Here is a 2,207-nt window from a genome sequence, read left to right as displayed (position 1 = left end):
AAACAGTCAATTTATTTTACAGTCTTCATCTAGTGCCTTTGCTAGTGCAATAGTAAATACATTTAGTGGAACAAATGATCTTATTTATGATAGATGGCTTAATGATTCACCTAATAACGATTTAATTTCTTCTCCTGTAGGTGGCGTAGCATTTAGTGCTGTAGCTACAAATTCTCAAAACGAAAATAGATTTTTCATTAATTCTTCAGGTACCGGAAACTACTTTTTTGGACCTTTCAATAATAGTACTGGATTGTATGAGACTTATACTACTCCTGCTGATGATGCAATTGTATTGACTACAGCTAAAGGGTATAGAGCTGCAACTATAGCAGGAAACGCTAATACTGTTAGATTTACAGGTACTGTTTTAGTTGCTGCTACTGATATTGATATTACAGATGGTGGTGCAGGTTCTTTAAATGAATGGAATTTAATAGGGAATCCTTATCCTTCTTATCTAAATTTTGGTACTTTCTTTACAGCAAACTCAGGTGAATTTCACCTTGATAATGTTGCTGTTTATGGTTGGAATGGTACTGGTTATACTGTATGGAATGGTGCAAATTCTAGTGGTAAATTAGCCCCTGGGCAAGGTTTCTTTGTAAGAACTAAAGATGGAGTTACAGGAAATGTAGACTTTACTACAGCTATGAGAACAACTGGTAATACTAATGATTTTGTAGCAAAATCTGCTAATACTAATAAAGCTTTAGCTAAAATTAATTTAAGTAATACAACAAAAGCATACTCTACAAATATATATTTTATTGAAAACCAAACAAGAGGTTTAGATTTTGGTTATGATGCTGGTGCTTTTTCAGGCACTGCAGATGGTATCTATACTAATTTAGTAGAAAATAACACTGGTTTAGCATTAGCAATACAATCTTTATCTTATAACGATTTTAACGATGTAGTTGTTCCAGTTGCTATTAATAGTGAAGCTGGTGTAGAATTAACAATTAGCTTAGATGCAGCATCATTAACAATTCCTTCTGATACTTATGTGTATTTGAAAGATAATTTATTAAATACTAAAACATTATTAAACGATGTTGATTATGTATTTACTCCAGATACTAAATTAAGTGGAGCAGGACGTTTCTTCATAGAGTTCTCTTCTAAAGAAGCAGCGTTAGCTACAGATGATTATACCGTAAATGAAATGTTGATTTATTCGAATCAAAAATCAATTATTATTAAAGGAATATTAAAAACAGATGTAAGTGCAAGAGTTTTCGATATTCAAGGTAGAATGGTTTTAGAGCAAAAATTAAATAGTTCTAATACAACGAATGTTATTAGTGCAAATGCATTAAATACAGGTATTTACATGATACAATTAGCAGGTAAAATTCAAAAAGTTATCATTAAGTAAAGAGATAACTTATAGCTAGTTAAATTTTTCAAACCTTTAATAATAGTATTTAAAACAAATAAAATGAATAACAATCAAGATAACATCACAAGAAAAGAAGCTGTTAAAAAAATGGGTAAGTATGCTGCACTTACTGCATTAGGTACATTTATGATATTAAGCCCACAAAAGGCACAAGCACAATCTGTACCGCCTGATGCTGATGGAACAGCTTTTTAATTCTTATTAATAATAAGAGAAAAACAATTTGTATTATTTCATGTTATTAAAACTAGATACCAAGAAATAATATTTTTAAATCACAGTAAAATAATTAATATGAGAAAATTAGTAATATTATTAGTTTTTACCTTAACAATGAGTAGTTCATTATTTGCTCAAAAAAATATAGACAAAAAGGTAAATGCTTATGTAGAAACGATAGAAAGTAAAATACAACTTTCTAGCAAAGAAAAGGAAACCTTAAAGACCTTAAAAGTAGCGCACATGAAAGCTACTTCAGAAATTAGTAAAAATTATGAAAAAGGTACTCCAGAGTTAAAAGAAAAAAGAAAAGAAAATAATAAGAAATTTACGAAAGCTCTTACAGAAGCTTTTGGAAAAGAGAAAGCTAAAGAAATAACAAGTGCATCTAAGAAAAAGAAGAAAAAGAAGAAAAAAAATTAAAGTTAGCTTTTTGTAAATAGCATTACTATTAAATTATCTACAATAGTAAAAATAGAATATCCTTTTGTGTTTCTGATATTTTTTAAATATACCTCCAAATATTTTTATAAAGATCAGCTAAAAGGATGTTTTGTTTTTTAATATGCTATTAAGAATAATT

At 28.7% G+C, this 2,207-nt stretch carries 3 protein-coding genes; all 3 read left to right on the top strand.

Annotated features, from left to right (window positions below):
• On the top strand, positions 1-1,381 hold a 1,381-nt coding region (locus tag ABJG40_RS05945), incomplete at its 5' end, for a T9SS type A sorting domain-containing protein (protein ID WP_348023659.1).
• A gap of 63 nt (positions 1,382-1,444) precedes the next feature.
• Positions 1,445-1,600, top strand: coding sequence for a hypothetical protein (locus ABJG40_RS05940; RefSeq protein WP_348023658.1), 156 nt, complete (start codon positions 1,445-1,447; stop codon positions 1,598-1,600).
• Positions 1,601-1,699: 99 nt separating this feature from the next.
• On the top strand, positions 1,700-2,047 hold the full coding sequence (locus ABJG40_RS05935) for a hypothetical protein (RefSeq protein ID WP_348023657.1): 348 nt from the start codon (positions 1,700-1,702) through the stop codon (positions 2,045-2,047).
• Positions 2,048-2,207 lie beyond the last annotated feature (160 nt).

Origin of the sequence: Polaribacter sp., from assembly GCF_039939415.1 — a bacterium.
Lineage (GTDB): Bacteria > Bacteroidota > Bacteroidia > Flavobacteriales > Flavobacteriaceae > Polaribacter.
The sequence above is the reverse complement of the archived record's forward strand: the minus strand, read 5'-3'. Positions and strand labels throughout refer to the sequence as shown.

Bases quoted from the DNA above. Each gene is read 5' to 3' on its own strand.
- ABJG40_RS05940 (WP_348023658.1), top strand. From the start codon at position 1,445: ATGAATAACAATCAAGATAACATCACAAGAAAAGAAGCTGTTAAAAAA.
- ABJG40_RS05935 (WP_348023657.1), top strand. From the start codon at position 1,700: ATGAGAAAATTAGTAATATTATTAGTTTTTACCTTAACAATGAGTAGT.